The organism is Streptomyces canus, assembly GCF_001514145.1.
Lineage (GTDB): Bacteria > Actinomycetota > Actinomycetes > Streptomycetales > Streptomycetaceae > Streptomyces > Streptomyces canus.
Genome location: NZ_KQ948657.1, coordinates 833,885 through 849,550 on the forward strand (window position 1 = coordinate 833,885; position 15,666 = coordinate 849,550).

At 70.4% G+C, this 15,666-nt stretch carries 13 protein-coding genes and 1 riboswitch; of the genes, 6 read left to right on the forward strand and 7 right to left on the reverse strand.

Going from position 1 to position 15,666, the window contains the following annotated elements:
* The first annotated feature begins 19 nt into the window (after positions 1–19).
* Together AQJ46_RS08670 and AQJ46_RS08675 are read left to right on the forward strand one after the other, a co-directional pair.
* Positions 20–2,014, forward strand: a complete 1,995-nt coding sequence (locus tag AQJ46_RS08670; protein ID WP_059204973.1) for a CocE/NonD family hydrolase — start codon at positions 20–22, stop codon at positions 2,012–2,014.
* A 268-nt stretch (positions 2,015–2,282) separates the two neighbouring features.
* A riboswitch (cyclic di-AMP (ydaO/yuaA leader) is annotated at positions 2,283–2,458 on the forward strand.
* A gap of 3 nt (positions 2,459–2,461) precedes the next feature.
* Entirely contained in the window at positions 2,462–2,944 is a 483-nt protein-coding gene (locus tag AQJ46_RS08675; RefSeq protein ID WP_057607977.1) for a transglycosylase SLT domain-containing protein, read from the forward strand.
* Here the strand turns inward: AQJ46_RS08675 and AQJ46_RS08680 are convergent.
* From AQJ46_RS08680 to AQJ46_RS08700, 5 genes are all read right to left on the reverse strand, one after another.
* Positions 2,941–3,753: an HAD family hydrolase gene (locus tag AQJ46_RS08680; protein WP_057607978.1), complete on the reverse strand. Its 813-nt coding sequence runs from the start codon at positions 3,751–3,753 to the stop codon at positions 2,941–2,943. The genes AQJ46_RS08675 and AQJ46_RS08680 overlap by 4 nt on opposite strands.
* A 298-nt stretch (positions 3,754–4,051) precedes the next feature.
* A complete protein-coding gene (locus tag AQJ46_RS08685) occupies positions 4,052–5,080 on the reverse strand; it encodes a LacI family DNA-binding transcriptional regulator (RefSeq protein ID WP_057607979.1) in 1,029 nt (342 codons plus the stop codon).
* A gap of 31 nt (positions 5,081–5,111) precedes the next feature.
* The gene (locus AQJ46_RS08690; RefSeq protein WP_057607980.1) at positions 5,112–5,990 is read right to left on the reverse strand and encodes a carbohydrate ABC transporter permease; all 879 of its coding nucleotides are present in this window, start codon (positions 5,988–5,990) and stop codon (positions 5,112–5,114) included.
* Positions 5,987–6,988, reverse strand: coding sequence for a carbohydrate ABC transporter permease (locus AQJ46_RS08695; protein ID WP_208612863.1), 1,002 nt, complete (start codon positions 6,986–6,988; stop codon positions 5,987–5,989). The genes AQJ46_RS08690 and AQJ46_RS08695 overlap by 4 nt, the downstream gene beginning before the upstream one ends.
* Positions 6,985–8,322 (reverse strand): ABC transporter substrate-binding protein, encoded by a 1,338-nt coding sequence (locus AQJ46_RS08700; RefSeq protein ID WP_059204974.1) that lies wholly within the window; start codon positions 8,320–8,322, stop codon positions 6,985–6,987. Before AQJ46_RS08700 ends, AQJ46_RS08695 begins: the two co-directional genes overlap by 4 nt.
* 356 nt (positions 8,323–8,678) lie before the next feature.
* Here AQJ46_RS08700 and AQJ46_RS08705 point away from each other — a divergent pair, with 356 nt between their 5' ends.
* Together AQJ46_RS08705 and AQJ46_RS08710 are read left to right on the forward strand one after the other, a co-directional pair.
* On the forward strand, positions 8,679–9,836 hold the full coding sequence (locus tag AQJ46_RS08705) for a glycoside hydrolase family 53 protein (protein ID WP_059204975.1): 1,158 nt from the start codon (positions 8,679–8,681) through the stop codon (positions 9,834–9,836).
* A 237-nt stretch (positions 9,837–10,073) separates the two neighbouring features.
* A complete protein-coding gene (locus AQJ46_RS08710) occupies positions 10,074–10,472 on the forward strand; it encodes a hypothetical protein (RefSeq protein WP_059204976.1) in 399 nt (132 codons plus the stop codon).
* 115 nt (positions 10,473–10,587) lie between these two features.
* Here the strand turns inward: AQJ46_RS08710 and AQJ46_RS08715 are convergent, their stop codons facing one another.
* Together AQJ46_RS08715 and AQJ46_RS08720 are read right to left on the reverse strand one after the other, a co-directional pair.
* Positions 10,588–11,790, reverse strand: coding sequence for an FAD-dependent oxidoreductase (locus AQJ46_RS08715; RefSeq protein ID WP_059204977.1), 1,203 nt, complete (start codon positions 11,788–11,790; stop codon positions 10,588–10,590).
* Between the two features lie 50 nt (positions 11,791–11,840).
* Positions 11,841–13,079 carry a carboxylate--amine ligase gene (locus AQJ46_RS08720; RefSeq protein WP_059204978.1) on the reverse strand — a complete coding sequence of 413 codons (1,239 nt, stop codon included), beginning with the start codon at positions 13,077–13,079 and terminating at the stop codon, positions 11,841–11,843.
* Between the two features lie 247 nt (positions 13,080–13,326).
* Here AQJ46_RS08720 and fahA point away from each other — a divergent pair, with 247 nt between their 5' ends.
* Together fahA and AQJ46_RS08730 are read left to right on the forward strand one after the other, a co-directional pair.
* Positions 13,327–14,562: a fumarylacetoacetase gene (gene fahA / locus AQJ46_RS08725; protein ID WP_057607986.1), complete on the forward strand. Its 1,236-nt coding sequence runs from the start codon at positions 13,327–13,329 to the stop codon at positions 14,560–14,562.
* Positions 14,563–14,716: 154 nt separating this feature from the next.
* Positions 14,717–15,658 carry a M56 family metallopeptidase gene (locus AQJ46_RS08730; RefSeq protein WP_057607987.1) on the forward strand — a complete coding sequence of 314 codons (942 nt, stop codon included), beginning with the start codon at positions 14,717–14,719 and terminating at the stop codon, positions 15,656–15,658.
* The last annotated feature ends 8 nt before the right edge of the window (positions 15,659–15,666 follow it).

Below are 15,666 nucleotides of genomic sequence, written 5' to 3' on the forward strand. Positions count from 1 at the left end.
AACCGACGGGACCCCACCGATGCACATCCGTACGTCCTTCCCCTACGAGACGACCCACGACGACGTCCGCATCCCGCTGCCGGACGGGACGCTCCTGTACGCACGCGTGTGGCGGCCCCTCACCCCCGAACCGGTACCCGCGATCCTCGAATACCTGCCCCATCGGCTCACCGACTGGACCGCTCCCCGCGACGGGCAGCGCCACCCCTGGTACGCGGGCCACGGCTACGCCTCCGTCCGCGTCGACGTGCGTGGGCACGGCAACAGCGAGGGCGTGCCGGGTGACGAGTACTCCGCGACCGAGCTCGCCGACGGGGTCGAGGTCGTCAACTGGCTGGCCGCGCAGCCCTGGTGCGACGGCCGGGTCGGCATGTTCGGCATCTCCTGGGGCGGCTTCAACTCCCTCCAGGTCGCGGCCCTCGCGCCCGAGCCGCTCAAGGCGGTCGTCACGGTCTGCTCCACCGACGACCGCTATGACAACGACGTGCACTACATGGGTGGTTCCGTCCTGGCAGTGGACATGCACGCCTGGGCGGCGACGATGCTCGCCTTCGTCTCCCGGCCGCCGGATCCGCTCCATGTCGGCGACGCGTGGCGGGACATGTGGCTGGGGCGGCTCGAACAGGTCGACCCGTTCATCCACACCTGGCTCGACCACCAGACCCGCGACGCCTACTGGCGCCACGGCAGCGTCTGCGAGGACTACGGCGCGATCGACGCGGCCGTCCTCGCGGTGGGCGGCTGGCACGACCCGTACCGCGACACGGTCCTCAGACTCGTCGAGCACCTCCCCGCCGAGCGCGTACGGGGGCTCATCGGTCCGTGGTCCCACCAGTACCCGGACCGCGGTCTGCCGCCCGGCCCGGCGATCGGCTTCCTCCAGGAGACCCTGCGCTGGTGGGACCAGCACCTGAAGGGCGTCGACACCGGCGTCATGCGGGAACCGCTCCTGAGGGCCTACGTGAGCGACTCCCATCCCCCGGCCACGGTCTACGACACCCTGCCCGGCCGCTGGGTCGGCGAGCCGGCGTGGCCTTCCCCGAACGTGACGACGGTGTCGTACGGCCTCCAGGGCCCCGCTGTCCAGGTCCGCTCCCCGCAGCACACGGGCGTGGACGCCGGCCGTTTCTTCCCGTTCGGGAACGACGCCGACCTGCCGCCGGACCAGCGGGAGGAGGACGCGCGTTCGGCCTGCTTCGAGTTCGCGGTGGGTGAGGAGACGTGGGTCCTCGGGCGGCCGCGGGTGCGGCTTCGGGTGACCTCGGAGGTGTCGCGCGGGCAGGTCGTCGCGCGGCTGTGCGATGTCGCCCCGGACGGGTCGTCGACCCTGGTCACACGGGGCGTACTGAACCTCTCGGCACGCCATGGGCGGGACCGGGCGGTGCCCTGGGAGCCGGGCGCGACGCAGGAGGTGAGCTTCGAACTGAACGGCATCGGGCACGCGTTCCCGCCCGGCCACCGCATCCGGCTCGCCGTCTCCTCGGCGTACTGGCCGTGGATCTGGCCGCAGCCCGGTTCACAGGCGGGATTCACGCTGGAGCCCGCGGGGAGCTTCCTCGAACTGCCGGTACGCGCGCGTGAAGCCGCCTCGGACATCGCGTTCGAGGAGCCGGAGCAGTCCGAGCCGCTCGGCGTCAGCCACCCCGCGACCTTCGACGAGCCGCGCCCCGAGCGCCTGGTCGTCCGTGACGTGGCCAAGGGCGAGTGGCGTCTCGAGGTCGACCCGCGGTACGGCGGCACGCGCGTGTACCCCGACGGTCTGGAGTTCACCGAGGACGCGCGGGAGACGTACACGATCGACGAGCACGACCCGCTGTCCGCCCGCACCCGCTCGGACTGGTCGATCCGGCTGCACCGCCCGGAGCTCGCCTGGGACACGACGGTCCGGACCCGCTCGGAGATCACCTGCGACGGGACGGACTTCCACACCTCGAACGAGGTCGTCTGCACCGACGGCGGTGAGGTGGTCTTCCACCGGACCTGGGAGAAGCGGATCCCACGGACGGGCGGTTGACCACGAGTTGGGCACTCTTGACCGTTTTACCCCTCTTGTGCTCGGCTGTGACTTGGCCCACGCGGGCAGGTGAACAGACACCGATCCGGAATCTTGCGATCCGCCTTTGCCAAAGCATCAGTTGAGCTTGGCGACCGCAAAGGATCAAGTGCCCCAAATGCCTCAGACCAAGGTCAATAGGCATCGCATGTGAATTCGCCACTTGTTCCGGACATGTGCTCTCGCATACGTTCCCGGCCTGTCGGGCGGACGCCGAATCCTGCCACCGCCCGTACACCCACCGAGAAACCAGGGCAGGAGCGGGGGACCCAGGTAAGCCGCCGGACCGGGCGTCTTCGGACATACCGGTACGGCTCGGGGTGAAGTCACGCCTTTCGTAGGCGTGGCCGGGCAACTCCAGCCCGAACCCGACAGCTCACCTCGCAGGCGCCGGAGAGGAACTTCGCCATGTCTGCTGCCGCTCAGCACCGACGTACCCGCACCAGCCGTCTCGTCCGCAAGCTCGCCGTCGCCGGCACCGGAGTCGCCGTGCTCGCGCTCCCCCTGATCGGCGCGACCAGCGCGTCCGCGGCCACCCCGACCGTGCAGACCGCAGCCACGCTCGGCTACCCCAACAACCTGGACGGCTGGATCCGCGCCTCGCTCGCCGTCATGGCGGAGCACGGGATTCCCGGCTCCTACGACAGCATCTACCGCAACATCATCCGTGAGTCCTCCGGCAACCCCTGGGCCATCAACCTCTGGGACTCCAACGCGGCCGCCGGCACCCCCTCCAAGGGCCTGCTCCAGGTGATCGACCCGACCTTCAACGCCTACCACGTGGCCAACACGTCGTGGGACCCGTACGACCCGGTCGCGAACATCACCGCGGCCTGCAACTACGCGGCCCAGCGGTACGGGTCCATCGACAACGTCTGGGGCGCCTACTAGGCCTCGGGAAACAGTCTTTCGAGGACGACGGCGATGCCGTCGTCCTCGTTCGACAGGGTCACCTCGTCGGCCACGGCCCTGAGTTCGGGGTGGGCGTTGGCCATCGCGACGCCGTGGGCCGCCCAGTCGAACATGGGGATGTCGTTGGGCATGTCCCCGAAGGCGATCGTCATCTCCGGTCCCAGGCCCAGGTGTTCGGCGGCCAGCGCGAGACCGGTCGCCTTGGTGATGCCGCATGGCTGGAGTTCGACGGTCCCGGGCCCCGACATGGTGACCGTGGCCAGCGAGCCCACCACCGAGCGCGCCGTCACCGCCAACTCGTCGTCGGACAGGTAGGGATGGCGCAGCAGCACCTTGCTGATCGGCTCGCACCACAGGTCGTCGCGCCGGCCGACCCGCACGGCCGGCAGGGTCGGATGGGGCATCAGATAGCCCGGCTCGATGAGCGTGAGCCCGTCGACACCGTCCTGGTCGACGGCCGCGTACACCTGGCCGACCTCGGCCTCGATCTTCCCGAGGGCGGTCTCGGCCAGCTCCCGGTCCAGGGTCACCGACCACAGCAGACGGCCCGCGCCGGCGTCGTACACCTGCGCGCCCTGCCCGCACACCGCGAGCCCCGTACTGCCCAGGTCGTCGAGCAGCGGCCGCACTCTGGGCGCCGGCCGTCCCGTCACGACGAGATGCCGGGCGCCGCTCGCGGCCGCCCGCGCGAGCGCGGTCAACGACCGGTCGGAGAGGGTGTCGTCGGCGCGGAGCAGCGTGCCGTCCAGGTCGGTGGCGATCAGTGCATATGCGGGGGAGGCGGCCATGATCAGAGAATACGGATGGTTGGCCCCTGCGACTCGACGCGAACCGGACGGCTGCTGCTTTCACATCCGTTGACCGCAGTTCCGGTTTCCGGGGGTGCGGCAGCGCTGACGGCCCGCCGGCATGCGCCACGAGAGCGGGCAGGGCCGGGCAGGGGCATGTCCCGTGCGGCTCCGCCCTGTTGACGCGGCGGTCGGCCGGGGAGCGGCGCGCAACGGCCAAGGCCGGCGTGCGCCGCGTCGCCGTGCCCCCACCTGCGTCGTGCGGCTCACCCATCACACCGCGCCGCCGGCGGAGCGCCTACGCCGAGTCCCGGACCACCAGTTCCGTCGGGAGGATCACCCCGGCCGTGTCCTCGCCGGCGATCTGGGCGAGGAGCATGCGGACCATCTCGGCGCTGATGCGGTCGAAGGGCTGGCGCATGGTGGTGAGGGCGGGGGCGATGGCGGTGGCCGCGGGTGAGTCGTCGAAGCCGCCGACGGTGATGTCACCGGGAACCGAACGCCCGGCCTGCTGAAGGACGTTGACGACTCCCAGGGCCATGAGGTCGGAGGCGACGAAGACGGCGTCCATGTCGGGGGCCTGGGCCAGCAGGCGACGGGCCGCCCGTTCGCCGCCGCTGCGCCGGAAGTCGCCCTCGACCACGAGCGCCGGGTCGTAGGGCAGGCCCGCCTCGGCGAGCACGTCCCGGTAGCCGGCCAGCCGGTCGGGGCCGCCCGGCATGTCCAGCGGCCCGGTGACCATGCCGACGCGGCGCCGGCCCCCCGTGAGCAGATGGCGGACCATCTCCTGCGCGCCCTCGCGGTCGGCGGCCGCCACGTAACTCACCTTGGAACCGAGCCCTATCGGCTTGCCGCAGACCACCAACGGGATCCCGGCGTCGTGGAGTTCGGCGGCGACCGGGTCACCGCTGTGGTTGGAGAGCAGCAGCACGCCGTCGACGTGACCCGAGGTGATGTACCGGGTCAGCCGGCGCCGGTCGTCGTCGCTCTCGGCCAGCATCAGCAGCAGCGGGATGTCGTGCCCGGCGAGCCGCTCGGTGCAGCCCCGCAGCAGGACGTTGAAGTTGGGGTCCTCGAAGAACTTCTCCTGGGGCTCCGTCAGCAGGAACGCCACCGAGTCCGACCGGCCCGTGCTGAGGCTGCGCGCATGCCGGTTGACCACGTAACCGGTCTTCCTGATGGCGGCCTCCACGGCCCGCCGGGCGGCGGGCGAGACGTAGTGGCCGCCGTTCAGGAAGCGGGAGACGGTGCCCCGCGAGACGCCCGCCTCCCGGGCCACGTCGTGGATGGTCGGGGGCCTTCGGCGTCCGTTCGCGCTGGTGGTCATGTTCCTCGTTCGTGAAAGGGGGTCCGGGGCCTCAGGCCTTGACCGAGCCGCTGAGCAGGTCCAGGGACCAGAACCGCTGGATCACCAGGAAGAGCCCGATCAGCGGGAGGATCGCGAGCAGACAGCCGGTGATGACCAGGGTGTAGAGGGCCGGCTGCGAGGCGCCCTGCGCGAGCAGCGTGTAGAGGCCGAGGGTGATCGGGAACTTCTCGTCGTCGGCGAGCATCACGTAGGGCAGCAGGAAGTTGTTCCAGATGCCGACGAACTGGAAGAGGAACACCGTGATCAGGCCCGGCATCATCATCGGTACGGCGATCCGCGAGAAGATCCTCCACTCGCTCGCGCCGTCCATGCGGGCCGCCTCCATCAGCTCGGCGGGCACCGAGGCGGCGGCGTAGATGCGGACCAGGTAGACGCCGTACGGCGAGAGGATCGAGGGCAGCAGCATCGACCAGTACGAGTCGGCCATGCCCAGCTTCGACAGCAGCAGGTACTGCGGTACGGCGAGCACGATGGACGGCACCAGGACGCCGGCCAGGATCATCTTGAAGATGGCCTCACGGCCCCGGAAGGCGAACCGGCCGAGCGCGTAGCCGCCGGCGGCGGAGACCGCGGCCGAGAGCAGGGCGCCGAAACCGGCGTAGAAGGCCGAGTTGGCCATCCACTTCCAGAAGATGCCGTCGCGGTAGTCCGTCAGGTCGCTCAGGTTCTGCAGGAAGCCGCTGCCGGGAGCGAAGGTGAAGGTGGAGAAGAGCTCCGACCGGTCCTTGGTCGCCGCGATGACCACCCAGGCGATGGGGATCAGGCAGTACAGGGCGCCGAGGAGCAGGACGAGCGTGGGCACCCAGGCCGTGCGCCGTGCTTTGGCGGCCCTGCCGGTGGTGTCGGCGGTGAGGGTGAGGGGGGTCATGCCCGGTCCTCCCGGGTGTAGCGGTCGGAGATGCGCAGCAGGGTGAAGGAGAGGACGAACGTGGCCAGGGCCAGGACGACCGCGGTGGCGGAGGCGCCGTAGATGTCGGACTGCAGGAAGGCCTTGTCGTAGATGGCCATGAGCGGGCTCCACGAGCTGGGCAGCCCGTTGGTCAGGGGCTTGAGGGCCATCGGCTCGGTGAAGACCTGGAGGGTGGCGATCACCGAGAAGAAGAAGGTGAGCACCAGGGAGGGCATCACGATCGGGATCTTGATCCTCAGGGCGATGTTGAGGTTGGACGCGCCGTCGATCCTGGCCGCCTCGTAGATGTCCGGCGGGATCGCCCGCAGGGCGGTGTAGATGACGATCATGTTGAAGCCGGTGCCGCCCCAGACCGCGATGTTCGCGAAGGAGAGGTAGAGGTTGCCGCCGTCGAACAGGTCGGGCTGCGGGAGGCCGAACTTGTCGAGCAGGTAGTAGAAGGGGCTGACGTCCGGCAGGTAGAGGAAGCCCCACATCAGGGCGGCGATGATGCCCGGCACCGCGTAGGGCAGGAAGATCATCAGCCTGGCGAAGGGCGCGCTGCGCGCCTTCGGGGTGTCCAGCATCAGCGCGAACAGCAGCGCGAGCCCCAGCATGGTCGGGATGACGATGAGGCCGTAGCCGAAGGCGCGCAGGACGCTGTGGCCGAACTCGGAGTCCTTGAGGACGTCGGTGTAGTTGCCGATGCCGTTCCAGACCTGTGAGCGGGCACCCTTGCCGAGGCCGATGCCCTTGACCTGGACCCTGTGCAGGCTCAGCCAGATCGCGTACCCGATGGGCACCACGGTGAAGGCGGCGAAGAGGGTCAGGGTGGGCACCAGGAACCAGTACGGTGCGCTGCGACCGCGACCACGGCGGCGGGGGCGGCTGGGGCGGACGGACTGGGCGGTGCCGGTGCCGTCCGCCAAGGGCCCGACCTCGGTGAGGTCGGAGCCCTTGAGCGGAGCGCTGGTCATGCCTCGGTCACCTCGAAGCCCTGCTTCTTCATGTCGCCGAAGGTCTTCGACTGCACGGTGGCGAGGGCGGAGTCGAACTGGGACTCCTTCTTCGCCTTGGTGGCCTTGCCGAACGCGTCCTGGAAGGTGGTGTAGGCCGTGTTGACGTTGGGGCCCCAGGCCGCGGCGGCGGTGGTCGCGGCGATCTCGCCGGCCGTCGTGTAGAAGTCCGCCTGGTTGGAGAAGAACTCCGGTGTGGTGAGGACGTTCCCGGACTGGCCCTTCGTGGCGGCCGGGTAGATCGCGACCTCCTTGACCAGGGCGGCCAGCGCCTCCGGGTCGGTGTTCAGCCAGGTGGCGAACTTGGCGGCGGCCTCGGCGTGCTGGGAGTCGGTGGAGACACCGGTGGACGAACCGCCCCAGCTGCCGGTGACGTTCTCGCCGGACTTCCACTGCGGCAGCGGGGCCATGCGCCACTTGCCCTTGGTGTCGGGGGCGGAGGAGACCAGCACACCGGGCGCCCAGACGGCGGAGACCCAGGCCAGGTGGGTGCCCTTGTTGAGGGCGTTGTTCCAGGCCGGGGTGTACATCGGCTGGTTGTCGATGACGCCCTCCTGCACCAGGCCGCCCCAGAACTCGGCGACCTGCTTGGTGGCCGCGTCGTCGATGCCGACGGTCCACTTGCCGGCCGAGTCGACGGTCCACCACTTGCCGCCGGCCTGTTGGGCGAGGCCCGCGAACAGACCGGGGTCGTTGGAGGAGAACGTGGTCAAGTAGGCGTCCGGGACGGCCTTCTTGGCGGCGCGGGCGGTCTCGGCGAACTCCGTCCAGGTCTTCGGGACGCTGAGTCCGTGCTTCTTGAAGAGGTCCTCGCGGTAGTAGAACATCAGCGGCCCGGCGTCCTGCGGGATCGCGTAGAGCGCGTCCGTGCCGAGGGTGACCATGCCCCAAAGGCCCTCGGCGAACTCGGACTTGGTGCTGCCCGCGTACTTGGTGATGTCGGCCAGGACGTCGTTGGAGACCAGGGTCGGCAGGGACTGGTACTCGACCTGGATGAGGTCGGGGGCGTTGCCGGCCTTCTTCGCGGTGATCAGCTTGGAGACGATCTCGCCACCGCTGGCCTGCTTGGACACGGTCACCGTGATGTCCGGGTTCTTCTTGTTCCAGATCGCGGCGACCTTCTCCATGTTCGGAGCCCAGGACCAGTAGGTCAGCTTGACCGGTCCGCTGCTCCCGCCGGAGTCCTTGTCGTCGGAACCGCCGCAGGCGGCGAGGGTGCTCGTGAGGCCGAGGGCTGTGGCCCCGGCAAGGATGCTGCGCCTGCTGATCTGGCGGCGGTTGATCGACATCTTCATCTCCCCTGACTTGGAACCAGCCGTCCCGCACGTCCCGCGTACGCGGCAACCGCCGTGGGGGGAGGTTCTGCGGACGTGACCGAGAGGCTGTGCGCGAGGGCCGCGCGGCTCTGTGATCGTGCACAGTAGAGAATTGTTTCGGCCCCTTGTCAATGGCGGGGGCGTGGGGTTACCTACTTGTTGCTCGCCGATGACAGGGGCGAGGGGAGCTGTGCACGATCACAGAAAATGAGGGTTTTCTGTGATCGTCAGGCGTTACGCCGACTCCCCTCGCCCCGCTCCCCGGCCTACCCCCGGCCGCCGAAGTCACCGCAGGGCCGGTATCCCCGTGACCGTCCGCGAAAGGACCCCTTGACATGCGCAGACGCAGTGTTCTCACCGCTGCCGGAGCCGCCGCGCTGGCCGTTCCGGTGCTGGGGGCGACCCAGGCCGTGGCAGCTCCCGGCGCGTCCGGCTCGTCCAGCTCTTCCGGCGGCGGTCGCCTGGAGATCCGGGGCGTCGACATCTCCTCGCTGCCGAAGAACGAGGCCCACGGCGCCGTCTACCGCACGGCCGACGGCCGCCGCGAGGACCCCGTCCGCCTGCTCGCTCAGGCCGGCGTCACCCACGCCCGCCTCAAGGTGTGGGTGAACCCGGCCGACGGCTACAACAACAAGGCGCACGTCCTGCCGCTCGCCCGGCGCCTCAAGCGGGCCGGGGTCGGCATCTGGATCGACTTCCACTACTCGGACAGCTGGGCCGACCCTGCCCACCAGACCAAGCCGGCCGCCTGGGCGGACCTGGACGTGGCGGGCCTGACGCGCGCGGTGTACGACCACACGGCCGACGTCCTGGGAGCGCTGAAGCGGCAGGGCACCCCGGCTCAACTCGTTCAGATCGGCAACGAGTTGAACGGCGGTCTGATCTGGCCCGAGGGCAACTGGGAGCACTTCGACACCATGACCGCCTTCCTCAAGGCCGGTCTGAGCGCGGCGCACGACACCACCCCGCGGATCCGCACGATCCTGCACCTGGCGAACGGCGGCGACAACGGGCTGTACCGCTGGTGGTTCGACAACATGGTGGCGTACGGCGTCGACTTCGACATCATCGGGCTCTCCTACTACCCGTTCTGGCACGGCCCGATCGCGAACGCGGCCGCCAACATAGCGGACATCACCGCGCGTTACGGCAAGCCGTGTGTGATAGCCGAGACGGCGTACCCGTTCATGCTGGAGAGCGAGGACGACGTCAACGACATCCTGAACGACCCCTCGCAGCTGACCGAGGGCTTCCCCGCCACTCCGGCCGGCCAGGCCGCATGGCTGCGCGAGGTGGCCGACCTCGCGGCCGGTGTGCCGGACGGGCAGGGGCTGGGCTACTGCTACTGGGAGGGCCTGTGGACCTACCGCGCGGGCAGCGGCTGGGACCCGACGGACTCCTCCTCGGGCAACGCGTGGGAGAACCTGGCGCTGTTCGACTTCCAGGACCGGGCGCTGCCGGGGCTGCGGACGCTGGGGCGCTATCGGTCGTAGGGCGGGCCGCGGGGTTGCAACGGCTCGTTGAAGAACCCCGTACCAGCTCGATCGTGTGATGGTTCGCCCAAGACCGTTCGGGGCGTGCGGCTGAGCCGGACTCACTCCTGCTCAGTCAAGAGGAGCGGTGTAGCCCGCTACACCGTGCATACGCCGGGCAGCTCCCTCGTGGCGGTGGGCGGGCGACGGAATCGTGGACGGTATCGAATCCGCCCCGAGAAAGGGTTGGCCACAGCCATGCGCCGTAGCCTCACCATCGCCACCGCCCTGACCGCCGTCGCCCTCACCGCCGTCCTCGCCACCGGCTGCGACCCCGACGACGTGGACAACTCCCTGGACTGCGTGTCGAACGCCGACACCATCGCCGACAGCGTCAAGGCCATCCACGAGGCCGGCTGGGACGCGGTGAAGGACCCCTCCAAGACCGACGAATCCATCGCCACGATCGACAAGAACGTCGACGAGATCAACAAGGCCCACGACGACTCGGCCGGCAGCAAGGTCGACAAGGCCGTCAAGGACCTCGACCAGGCGATCGAGGACTACAACAGGTCCATCCTTGACGGAGACACCCACCCGGACACCGGCAGGATCGACGCGGCGGCCGACCGGCTGAAGGACGTGTGCACGTCGTGAGGCCGGCCGTGGGCCGCCGCCACGTGACGTTGGCCCGTCGAGGAGCCCCCTCGTGGGGGAGCGTGCTCTCGGCGTGCCGGGCGTCGCGACGGGGCGAACGGTGCCTGCCGAGGCACTAGCCGTGGGCCGCCGCCAAATGCCGGGCGAGCCTCGGGGAGGCGAATTCCGTGCCGCACACGAAGCGCATCACCGGGCCGTAGGACGCCGCCGCCGGCAGACCGGTGAAGTACAGGCCCGGTACGGAGGAGACGTATCCGGCGCCGAGCCGGGGCGTGCCCCGGCTGACGGCGAGGGCGGTGCGCAGTTCATGCCCGAGGAAGCCCATCGCGGCGAGGTCGACGCGGTAACCGGTGGCCGCGATGACGTGGTCGGCGGCGAGGCGGTCCACGGTCCCGGCGTCCGTGAGGACCTCCAGGCTCGGGTGCCCCTGTGACGTGTCCGCCTTGAGGATGCGGTCCACCTCGGTGACCCGCACCTTCCCCTCGAAACGGTCGCGCAGCCACCACGCGCCGAGCGGGCCGAGGACCCGTCGGACCAGGTAGTGGCGGGTGCCGGCCGGGAGGTGGCGGTAGGGGTGCGGGTAGTAGGTCAGGGCCCACAGCGACCAGGCCCGGCCGAAGGGCGACTCGGGGCGCAGCCTGGGCTGCTTCCACGGCGGTGCGCCGAAGTCCACGTTGCCGCGGCCGCGGGCGACCACCCTGACCTGCGCGCCCGCCTCCGCCGCCAGGGCGGCCGTCTCCAGCGCCGACTGGCCGGCGCCGACGACGATCAGCTCCTTGCCGGAGTAGCGGGTGAGGTCGTGGTGCTGGGAACTGTGGGATACCGGGCCGGTCGGGGCGGGTCCGTCGGCCGCGGCGGCGGCCAGCTCCGGGGGCAGGTGGGAGAGCCCCGACAGACCGGTGGCGACGACGACCGCCCGCGCGGTGAACGACTCCCCCGAGTCGAGCTTGAGCGGGAAACCCCCCTGCTCGCTCCGGTCCACGGACACCACCCGCACCTGCTCCAGCCCGGGCACCAGCTTCTGCTGGAACCACTGGCCGTAGGCGATGAAGGTCTCCACGGGGACGATGTCCTCGTCCGTCACCAGCCGGGGGATCCCCGCCGCGTCGCAGTAGTCGACGAGGGTGTGCCCGGGCTGGGGCGCGTCGAGGTTGGAGGCGGCCGGGGTCGACTTGAGGAGCATGCCCGCGGGCATGTGGTCGCGCCAGCTGACCATGGGGTCGCCGAAGACGCGCACGGGTATGCCGCGCGCCCGCAGATGGGCCGCGGTCGACAGGCCGAAGGGCCCGGCGCCGATGACTGCTACCGGATGGATCACGAAGTCCCTCCCCAGGACGTCACTTCGTCACTTCGTGGTGGTTCCGCTGTTCAACTGGTCGCGCTGCCACGGCGGTTGGCCCGCCACAGCTGGTGGAGATGCTTGGCGCCCGGCCGCACGAAGCGCCCGAGCATCGTGAGGAACGGCAGCGGGTCGTCACCCGCGAACCAGGCCAGCTCGGTCCCGCTGGGCCGCTTCGGCGCGTGCGGTGTCGTATAGCCGCTGCGGCGGTAGGCGAGCAGGGCGGGCAGGTCGATGTTCTCCACGACATAGCGGTGACCGGCCCGCTGTTCCCCCTCCGGAACGGCACGCCCGGTCAGATCCAGGTGCATGGCGCGGACGACGTCCACCCCCGACTCGCTCTCGAAGAGCCGGAACTGGGCGCCCATGCGTGGGTTGAAGTCGAGCAGTTTGTACTGACCGTCGCGCCGGTCGAAGCGCAGGTCGAGGTCGATGATGCCGGTGTAGCCGATCTGTTTGATGAAACGTGCGGCGAGATCCGCGAGTTCCGGGTTGTCGACGACGTACGCGTTGGCCGTCATGCCCGCGTGCGGCGGCCAGGAGCGCACCTTGACGCCGGTGAACAGGGCCAGCGGTGTGGAGTTGCGGTCGAAATAGGCGTGCACGATCCAGTCCTCGGCCTCCTCTCGCGGCAGGTACTCCTGGAGGATCACCCCGGGCCGCTCGCCCCAGTCACGGGCGAGGGCGAGCAGCCCTTCACGGGTGGCGATGCGCGTGGTGCCGTTCACCGCGGGTCGCCGGCGCCGTACGAACGCCTCGCGGTTCTTGGCCACCACCGGGAAGCGGGCCTTCTCGGCGAAGTCCACGATGTCGTCGTACGACTGCGGGAAGGCGGCCTCCGGGCTCGCGATCCCGTGTTCCACGCACAGTTCGTGCAGGCCCTGTTTGCTCGCCAGCCGGCGTGGCAGGCCGGGCTCCACGCGCGGGAAGAGAAAGCGGCCGAAGAGGTCGCTCTGGTGCTCGGCGATCAGGACCGCCGCCTCCTCGTCGGTCGGTACGAGGACGGCGGGACGGCCGATGCGGCGCCCGATCCGGATCAGTCCCTCGATCAGCCGGCCCGGGTCCTCGGTGCCGGTCGTCGGCCAGACGAACGCGCGGGTGAGATACCGGGAGGCGGCCGCGGGCGTGTAGCGGTCCTCCGTGATGGCGTACATGGGCACGCCGAGGCGGCCCAGACTGCGGATCGCGCCGACTCCGCCGTGGTGCAGCGGGTAGTCGCCGAACTTGACGATCAGGGCCGGTACCTCACGATCGGCCTCGAATGGCACACTGCTCGCGCTCCTGGCCACGGTCCCCCCACGCGTCCCCCCACGGACGCGACCCCACCCATCCCGTCCGTACTCGCAAAGGACGCTAAGCCGGAATGGAAGCCTCCGAGTGTCCCGTAACAGGACATTGCGAACTCTTTAGCCGCATTGCTGTCCCTTCATGCACTGCCGCGACAGGCGACTCGGACGTAACGTGTGCCGCGACCACCTGCACCGCACGGCATGCGCGAGAGTGAGGCAGCACCTCATGCCCCCCTTCGATGTCCCCTTCGACGTGCCCGAGGGCGACCCCTTCGGCCCGCACAACCTTCCGTACGGAGTGTTCTCGCCGCCGGGTTCGTCCGACCGGACCGTCGGCGTCCGCCTCGGTGACCACGTCCTCGACGCGGGCGCGGCGGCCGCCGCCCTCGGTTCCCCGTACGTCTCCCTGCTCGCCCGGCCCTCCCTGGGCCCGCTCCTCGCCGCCGGCCGCACGGCCTGGTCGGACGTGCGGCGCGCGCTCACCGCGTGGGTGACCGTGCCGGCGCACCAGGAGGCCGTCGCGGGGTTCTTCCACCCGCTGTCGTCGGTCGCCCTCCATCTGCCCTTCGAGGTCGCGGACTACGTCGACTTCTACGCCTCGGAGAACCACGCGCGAAACGTCGGCCAGATGTTCCGGCCCGACGCCGCCGACTCCCTGACCCCCAACTGGAAGCACCTGCCGATCGGGTACCACGGCCGCGCGGGCACGGTGGTGGTGTCGGGGACGGATGTCGTACGGCCCTCGGGGCAGCGGAAGGCCCCCTCCGACGCCTCTCCCGTCTTCGGGCCGTCCGTGCGGCTCGACATCGAGGCGGAGGTCGGTTTCGTGGTCGGGACACCCTCGGAGCTGGGCCGGCCGGTCGGGCTCGACGGCTTCCGGGAGCACGTCTTCGGGCTGTGTCTGCTCAACGACTGGTCCGCGCGGGACATCCAGGCCTGGGAGTACGTCCCGCTCGGCCCGTTCCTCGGCAAGTCCTTCGCCACGTCGGTGTCGGCGTGGATCACCCCGCTGGACGCGCTGGAGGAGGCGCGGGTGGCGCCGCCGGAGCGGACGCACGAGCTGCTGCCGTATCTGGACGACACCGCGTCCGACGTGGAACCGGGTGGCTACGACCTGCGGATCTCCGTCGCGGTCAACGGCCACGTGGTGTCGGAGCCGCCGTTCTCCACCATGTACTGGACGGCGGCCCAGCAGTTGGCTCACATGACGGTGAACGGGGCGTCGCTGAGGACGGGTGACCTGTACGGCTCGGGGACCGTGAGCGGGCCCTCGGCGGGCGAGCGGGGTTCGCTGCTGGAGCTGACCTGGAACGGCCGGGACGCGCTCGAACTCCCCGACGGTAAGCGGACGTTCCTGGAGGACGGGGACGTGGTGACGCTGTCGGCGTGGGCTCCCGGCCCGGGCGGGGTCCGGGTGGGGCTCGGGGAAGTGACGGGACGGGTGGTGCCCGGGGAGGTGTGAGGCGTCCGGTGCTGTTCGAGTCCTGCCGCAGGGCGTCCGCTCACGGCATACTGGCGGCGGGCGGCATACGTGGGACGACGTACCGGCCGCCCCGCAGCACCTCACCACCCTGCCCCACCTTCCCTGTCTCCGATCAGGAAGCGGAGCCCGTGGCATGACTCTCTGCCTGCTCCTGCTGAGCACCGTCGCCGTAGCGGCCGCCGTGCCGGTGCCGCGTGCGCTCACCCGGTCAGCGTGGCCCGAACGGGAACCGGTGGTCGGGCTGTGGGTGTGGCAGTGCCTGGTCGCCACGGTGCTGCTGTGCTGTCTGACGGCGCTGGTGCTGGGGGCGGCGGCGGTCTTCCACACGGTCCGCGACCATGTGTTCGCCCCGGCGCCGCCGGCCGTCACCGCGGCGTACGACCTCTCGGCGGCGCCGCTCTGGGCGGTCGCCCTGACCCTGCTGCTGGCGGGCGGGGCCGCGTGGACCACGGCGATGCTGGCCCGTGAACTGGTCGAGGCCCGTCGGCGCCAGGGGCTCGCCCGTGAGCATCTGCGGGAGCGGGCGCCGGATCTGCCGGCCGGGCTGGGTGCTGTCGCGCGCGGTCCCCTGCTGGTGCTGGAGGACGAGTATCCGGACGCCTGGTGGATGCCGGGGAATCCGCCGCAGCTGATCGTGACGACCGGTGCGCTGCACCGGCTGACCGATCACCAGCTGGACGCCGTCCTCACCCACGAGCGCGGACATGCGCGGGCCCGCCACGACTGGCTGCTGCATCTGTCGACCGCGCTGGCCACGGGATTTCCCCGGGTGCCGCTCTTCGCCCACTTCTGCGACCAGACGCACCGCTTGGTGGAGCTGGCGGCGGACGACACGGCGTCGCGGCGGTGCGGCCACCTGACGACGGCGTTGGCGCTGATCGAGCTGAACCAGCATCGGGGGGTGCTGTCGTGCGCCTCCAGTCATCGGTTGCTGGGTGAGCGGGTGGACCGGTTGCTGGAGCCGCCGCCGCGGTTGCTGCGCCGGCAGCGGGCACTCACGTCCGCGACGGCGGCGCTGGTGCCGTTGCTGCCGCTGCTGATCGTTTTCGGGCCGGGGTTGTCGGCGCTGGTGTAGCGGTGCCA

Excerpts from the sequence above, each read along its gene's own strand:
- AQJ46_RS08690 (WP_057607980.1), bottom strand. The coding sequence starts at position 5,990 with ATGACCCCCCTCACCCTCACCGCCGACACCACCGGCAGGGCCGCCAAA.
- AQJ46_RS08685 (WP_057607979.1), bottom strand. The coding sequence starts at position 5,080 with ATGACCACCAGCGCGAACGGACGCCGAAGGCCCCCGACCATCCACGAC.
- AQJ46_RS08675 (WP_057607977.1), top strand. The coding sequence starts at position 2,462 with ATGTCTGCTGCCGCTCAGCACCGACGTACCCGCACCAGCCGTCTCGTC.
- AQJ46_RS08705 (WP_059204975.1), top strand. The coding sequence starts at position 8,679 with ATGCGCAGACGCAGTGTTCTCACCGCTGCCGGAGCCGCCGCGCTGGCC.
- AQJ46_RS08730 (WP_057607987.1), top strand. The coding sequence starts at position 14,717 with ATGACTCTCTGCCTGCTCCTGCTGAGCACCGTCGCCGTAGCGGCCGCC.
- fahA (WP_057607986.1), top strand. The coding sequence starts at position 13,327 with ATGCCCCCCTTCGATGTCCCCTTCGACGTGCCCGAGGGCGACCCCTTC.
- AQJ46_RS08670 (WP_059204973.1), top strand. The coding sequence starts at position 20 with ATGCACATCCGTACGTCCTTCCCCTACGAGACGACCCACGACGACGTC.
- AQJ46_RS08710 (WP_059204976.1), top strand. The coding sequence starts at position 10,074 with ATGCGCCGTAGCCTCACCATCGCCACCGCCCTGACCGCCGTCGCCCTC.
- AQJ46_RS08695 (WP_208612863.1), bottom strand. The coding sequence starts at position 6,988 with ATGACCAGCGCTCCGCTCAAGGGCTCCGACCTCACCGAGGTCGGGCCC.
- AQJ46_RS08680 (WP_057607978.1), bottom strand. The coding sequence starts at position 3,753 with ATGGCCGCCTCCCCCGCATATGCACTGATCGCCACCGACCTGGACGGC.
- AQJ46_RS08700 (WP_059204974.1), bottom strand. The coding sequence starts at position 8,322 with ATGAAGATGTCGATCAACCGCCGCCAGATCAGCAGGCGCAGCATCCTT.